Source organism: Pseudomonas sp. McL0111 (assembly GCF_052567255.1).
Genome location: NZ_CP199585.1, coordinates 4,163,244 through 4,170,031 on the forward strand (window position 1 = coordinate 4,163,244; position 6,788 = coordinate 4,170,031).

1 protein-coding gene is annotated in these 6,788 nt (G+C 61.2%); it reads left to right on the plus strand.

The genetic code is table 11. The annotated features are described in order from the left end of the window. Positions 1–213 precede the first annotated feature (213 nt). Positions 214–6,627, plus strand: a complete 6,414-nt coding sequence (locus ACTWLJ_RS19130) for an amino acid adenylation domain-containing protein (RefSeq protein ID WP_445177993.1) — start codon at positions 214–216, stop codon at positions 6,625–6,627. Positions 6,628–6,788: the final 161 nt, after the last annotated feature.

Consider the following 6,788-nt stretch of genomic DNA (forward strand, 5'->3'; position numbering starts at 1 on the left):
CTTCGAGTGTTCAACACGCGGGTAAATGGCGGCGCTGGCGTGTGGCGTATTTCCTACAAACTTTTCAGATTTTCCTCTCCGAGCTTTTAGATCTGGCCTGCAAGGTTCAGGTTGGTGACGTGTGCGAGCACGTGGGTTGTCCGGGTTTCAGGTGTCACGTCGGCAAAGGGGCCGATGCTTGAATACCCGCCAAAACCACATGAGAAGGATCTTATGCAGCCTACTTCTGCGAACGCGGCGGGCGAACTGTCCGTGACTTCCGAGACGTTCCCCCTGACCGCCGCCCAACGGGATATCTGGTTTGATCAATTGAGCAAGGGCGACTCACCCTTGTACAACATCGGTGGTTATGTAGAGCTAAATGGTGCGTTGGACGCGGAAAGGATGGCCGCAGCACTCGAAATTCTGGTGGCCAGGCACGATGCGTTGCGCACCGTGCTGTTGCCCGGTGCCGGCGCGGATGGCTTGCCATTGCAACGGTTTGCCGAGTCACTGCCGGTGTTGATGCCGTATTACGATTTTTCCACCCACGCCAATCCCCAGGCAGCAGCTCAGACTCTGGTCGAACAGCAGATGGCGCAGGCGTATGCGCTGGAGGGGCAACCGCTGTTCCGTTTTTGCCTGATCCGGCTCAGTCACCAACGTTACTGGCTTGCCGCTCAGGCCCATCACCTGATCATCGATGGCTGGGGTTTCGGTCTGCTGTTCAAGGCTGTGGGGGAGATTTACAGCGCGCTCGGCGAGGGGCAGCCGGCGGAGCGGTCGGCGTCGTCCTATGTCGACTTTATCGATGATGGTCAGCGCTACCGCGACTCGCCGCGTTATGCGCAAGACCGGGCGTACTGGCTGGACAAGTACCGCAGCGTGCCTGAACCTTTGCTGACCGCGCGCTATCGGGTGAGCACCGAGCAGGATGTGGCGCCGAGTCGCGTGCACATCCAGGCGTTTCCCGCGATGTTGCATGAGCGCATGAAACACGCTGCCAGTGAGCTTCGCGGCTCGGCGTTCCATGTGCTGCTGGCGGCGCTGCATGTGTATTTCAGCCGAACCTTGCAGCGTGACGAATGGATCGTCGGCTTGCCGATTCTCAATCGCTCCGGCGCCCGCTTCAAGACCATGTTTGGCTTGTTTACGCAGGTCAGCGCGATGCACATGCGCTATGGCCGCAGCGTGTCGTTCGCGGAGCTGATCAAGGCCATCGGCGATGACTTGAAGCAGGATTTTCGTCATCAACGGTATCCCCTGAGCGAGATGAACCGGGCGCTCGGGCTATTGGGCGAAGGCCGTTCGCAGCTGTTCGAACTGTCGGTCTCGTATGAGCAGGACGACCATGACTATCGCTACGGCGAGGCCCCCGGGCATGTGGTCAAAGTTTCCAATCAACATGAAGCGACCCCGCTGGCGATTCATTTGCGCAGCAATCGATTCAACGACAAGGCATGGCTGCATCTGGTCTATTCCCCGGAGTATTTCGAGGCAAACGAAGTCGAAGCGTTCGTTCAGCGTTTGTTGTTGATACTCGAGCAGGGCCTGGAAAACATCGATTTGCCAGTGACCGATTTCAGCGTTGGCACTCCGGCGGAGACCGCGCTGTTGCAGCAGTGGAATGCCACTCGCGTCGAATATCCGCAGGGGCAGACGATTCATCAGCGTATCGAAGTCCAGGCGTGCGAGCGGCCGGATACAGTGGCGGCGATCTCTCAGGGGCGACGGCTGACCTATGCCGAGTTGAATCGGCAAGCCAACGCCTTGGCGCATCATCTGATCGGTCTTGGTGTGCGCCCGGATGATCGCGTGGCCATCGTCGCCCGTCGCGGGCTGGATACGCTGGTCGGGCTGTTGGCGATTCTCAAGGCCGGCGCTGGTTATGTGCCGATTGACCCGGCGCACCCGGCCGAACGCTTGAGCTATCTGCTCGGCGACAGCGCGCCCGTGGCGGTGCTGACGCAAAGCGCTGTGCGCGGGCAGTTGCCGTCGCTGCAAGTGCCGGTGATTGAACTGGACCAGCGCACGTGGCCGACGACTGATTTCGCTAATCCGCAAGTACCCGGACTGACACCGTCGAATCTGGCTTATGTGATTTACACCTCGGGCTCCACCGGTTTGCCCAAGGGCGTGATGGTTGAGCACCGCACGCTGTGCAACCTCGTCGATTGGCACTGCGATGCTTTCGATCTGCGCGCCGGCTCGCAGACTTCAAGCCTCGCCGGATTCGGTTTCGATGCCATGGCGTGGGAAGTCTGGCCTGCGCTGTGCGTGGGCGCCACCTTGCATTTGGCGCCCGCCAGTGACGGTAACGAAGATGTCGATGCGCTCCTCGACTGGTGGCGCGCGCAGCCGCTTGAGGTGAGTTTTCTGCCGACGCCGATTGCCGAATATGCCTTCAGCAAGAACCTTGAGCATCCGACCCTGCGCACGCTGTTGATTGGCGGTGATCGCTTGCGCCAGTTCACCCGCGCGCAGTCTTTTCAGGTGATCAACAACTATGGCCCGACCGAGGCCACCGTTGTCGCCACGTCAGGGAAAATCGAAGCGGGGCAGGCGCTGCACATTGGCAAACCGGTGAGCAATGCCACGCTGTATTTGCTCGACGAGCAACAACAACCGCTACCGCCAGGCGTTACCGGCGAGTTGTACGTCGGTGGTGTCGGTGTCGCCCGTGGGTATTTGAACCAGGCCGAACTGAGCGCCGAACGCTTCCTGCGTGATCCGTTCAGCGATGAGCCGAACGCCCGCATGTATCGCACCGGTGACCTTGCGCGCTGGCGTGACGACGGCAATCTGGAATATCTGGGGCGCAATGACGATCAGGTGAAGATTCGCGGTGTGCGTGTCGAATTGGGCGAGATTGAAACGGCGATCAGTAGCCATGACGCGGTGCAGGAGGCCGTGGTGCTGGTGCGTGACGGGCAACTGCTGGCCTGGTTCACCGAGTCCGAACCGCTGGACATCAACCAATTGCACGCGCACCTGAAAAGCCGTCTGCCCAGCGCCATGCTGCCGGGCGCTTATGTGCGCCTGGCGAGTCTGCCGCTCACCGCCAACGGCAAACTTGACCGCAAAGCCTTGCCAGCGCCGGGCCCGGAAGCGCTGATCCGCCGAGTCTATGAAGCGCCGCAGGGCGACGTTGAAACCGCGCTGGCGCAGATTTGGGCAGAGGTGCTACAGGTTGAACGGGTCGGTCGCCACGATCATTTTTTTGAACTCGGCGGCCATTCGTTGCTGGCGGTGATCCTGATCGAACGCATGCGCCAGATTGATCTGAGCAGCGACGTGCGCGTGCTGTTCAGTCAGCCAACTCTGGCAGCGCAAGCCGCTGCGGTGGGCACCGGGCGCGAAGTCGAAGTCCCGGCCAATCTCATCCCGCCCGATTGCACGCACATCACCCCGGAGCTTTTGCCGCTGGTGCAACTGACGCCAACGGACATCGATCAAATCGTCGCCACAGTGCCGGGCGGGGCTGCCAATGTGCAGGATATTTATCCGCTGGCGCCGTTGCAGGAAGGCATTCTCTACCATCACATCACCGCCGCGCAGGGTGATCCCTACCTGCTGCAATCGCAGTTGGCATTCGACAGTGTCGAGCGCGTCGAAGCCTTCGCCGATGCTCTGCGAAAGGTCATGGCACGCCACGATATTCTGCGCACCGCAGTGGTTTGGGAAGGGCTGGTGACGCCGGTTCAGGTGGTCTGGCGCGACGCGATATTGCCGGTGCAGGAAGTCGAACTCGACCCGGCTCAGGGTGCGATCATCGATCAATTGCATGCACGCTTCGACGCCCGGCGCTATCGCCTCGACGTCAGTCAGGCGCCGCTGATTCGTCTGGTGTATGCGCGTGATCCGGCGCTCGGTCGAGTGGTCGGGATTTTGCTGTTCCATCACCTGGCCATGGACCATATCGCGCTGGAAGGCATGCGCAGCGAGATGCTGGCCAGCCTGTCGGGGCAGGCCGAACCGCTGGCGGCACCTGTGCCGTATCGCAACTATGTGGCGCAGACGCGTCTGGGTGTCAGTGAGCAGGAGCACGAAGCGTTCTTTCGCGAGATGCTTGCGGATATCGACGAGCCGACCTTGCCGTTCGGCTTGCAGGAAGTGCAGGGCGATGGACGCGGTATCGAAGAGGCGCAGCAAACGCTGGACGGCGATCTGTATCAGCGTTTGCGCAGTCAGGCGCGGCAGTCGGGGGTCAGTGTCGCGAGCCTGATTCACCTTGCGTGGGCGCGGGTTTTGGCGGTGACGTCGGGGCAGGATCGCGTGGTATTCGGCACCGTGCTGATGGGCCGCATGCAAGGGGGCGAGGGTGCCGACCGCGCCTTAGGCGTATTCATCAACACCTTGCCGCTGCGTATTGATGTCGATGCCGGTGTGCTCGCTGCCGTTCAGGCGACGCATACGCGACTGACGGCATTGCTCGGGCATGAACACGCTTCACTGGCGCTTGCTCAGCGTTGCAGCGGTGTTGCGGCACCGTCGCCGTTGTTCAGCGCCTTGCTCAACTATCGACACACTGCCGAGACTGAATTGCTTGAGCCTTCCCGTCAGGCCCGCCACGGCATCGAGACGCTGGCTAACGAAGAACGTACCAATTACCCGCTGACCTTGAGTGTGGATGATCTCGGAAACGGCATGCGGATCACCGCGAGGACCTTGTCGGGTATCGGCGCAAAGCGGATTTGCGGTTACGTGCAAGCGACACTGAGCGGCTTGGTGCAGGCGCTCGAAAGCGCGCCGCAACAGCCCTTGAATGGTTTGCCGATCCTGCAAGACGCAGAGTTGCAAAAGCTGTTGGTCGAGTTCAACGCCACGGAAGTTGATTGTCCTCTGCAACAACCAATTCAGGCGTTGTTCGAAGCTCAAGTCCGGAGCAAGCCAGACGCCATAGCCTTGCAGGCAGACGGGCTTAGCCTGAGCTACCGCGAACTCAATGAGCGCGCCAATCAACTGGCTCATCACCTGCGCGAATTCGGCGTAGAGCCGGATTCGCGGGTAGCGATCTGCGTCGAACGCGGGCTCGATCTGGTGATCGGTTTGCTCGGCATCTTGAAGGCCGGTGGCGCCTATGTGCCGCTGGACCCCGACTATCCGCCGGAGCGACTGCATTTCATGTTGCAGGACAGCGCTCCGGTGGCGGTGCTGGTGCATGCCGCCAGCCGGAACCTGCTTGGCGATCTCGACCTGCCATTGATTGAACTCGACCGTTGCACCTGGCGCGAACAAGCCGAAAGCAACCCGCAAGTGCCCGGTCTGAGCGCTTCGAATCTGGCCTACATGATCTATACCTCCGGCTCTACCGGTAAGCCCAAAGGCGTGATGATCGAGCACCGCAGCGCCTGCAACATGGTGCATTGGGGTTCACAAATTTCTGCGCCCACCCCGCACGGCGCGCTGCTGCAAAAAGCGCCATACAGTTTCGACAGTTCGGTCTGGGAGATCTTCTGGCCACTGTGCTCCGGCCTGCGTCTGGTGCTGGCGCGCGCGGACGGCAATCGCGATTCAGCCTATGTGACCCAAGTGATTCGCGAGCGGCAGATTACCGTGGTGAAGTTCGTCCCGGCGCTGCTGCAGCAGTTCATCGAAGAGGACGACGTCGATCAGTGCACCAGCCTGACCGATGTGCTCAACGGCGGTGGCGAGCTGACCGTCGCGCTGGCCCGGCGTGTTCGCGAACGCTTGCCGTGGGTGCGATTGCATAACGTCTATGGGCCGACTGAAACCACCGTCGACAGCAGCGGCTGGACACTGGAGCCGCACATGCCGGTGCCGCAGAGTGTGATCCCGATCGGCAAGGCGCTGTGCAATACCCGGTTGTACGTCCTCGACAAGCACGATCAGCCAGTGCCGCTCGGCGTCAGCGGTCAGTTGCACATCGGCGGCGTCGGTGTTGCGCGCGGTTATCACGGTCTGCCCGAGATGCAGGCCGAGCGCTTCATCGACAGCCCGTTTGTAGCGGGTGATCGCCTGTACCGCACTGGCGATCTGGTGTGCTACGACGCCGATGGCAACTTGCAGTTTTTGGGGCGCAACGACTTTCAGCTCAAGTTGCGTGGCCTGCGACTTGAGCCGGGAGAAATCGAAGCGCGGCTGATCGAACATCCGGCCGTGCGTGAAGCGCTGGTGCTGGTGCGCGATGAACGCCTGGTCGCCTGGTACACCGTGCGCGCCGGAATTGCCGCCCCGAGCCTTGAAGTTTTGCGGGCGCACGTACTGGAACGTTTGCCGGAGTTCATGGTGCCCGGTGCGTTTGTGCTGCTGGACGCGTTGCCGTTGACCCCCAACGACAAGGTTGACCGCAAAGCCTTGCCGGCACCGGGGGCAGACGCCGTGCTCAACCGGCCATATCAGGCGCCCGAAGGGCAGGTTGAAAGTGCACTGGCACAGATCTGGGCCGAGGTGCTCAAGGTCGATCAGGTCGGACGCCACGACAACTTCTTCGAACTTGGCGGGCACTCGTTGCTGGCAGTCAGTCTGGTGGCGCGGATGCGTCAGGCCGGACTGCACGCCGACGCTCGCTCACTGTTCAGTCAGCCGACGCTGGCGGCACTGGCGGCCAACACCCGCAATCAGGCGCAGAAGATCGACATCCCGGCAACCACCATCCCCACCCTGAACCGCAAACGAAGGCTCTGACATCCAAATCCTGTGGGAGCGGTGCTCAAGCCAATGGCTTGTCCCCGCTTCCCATGTCAGACACCCACGCCCCGATGTTTTAGTTTTTCCGGGCTGCGCGCAACTCGCACGGATTCGCTGCTGCGCGCTCCTTTTTTTCAGTATTTACAGCAGGTTATCCC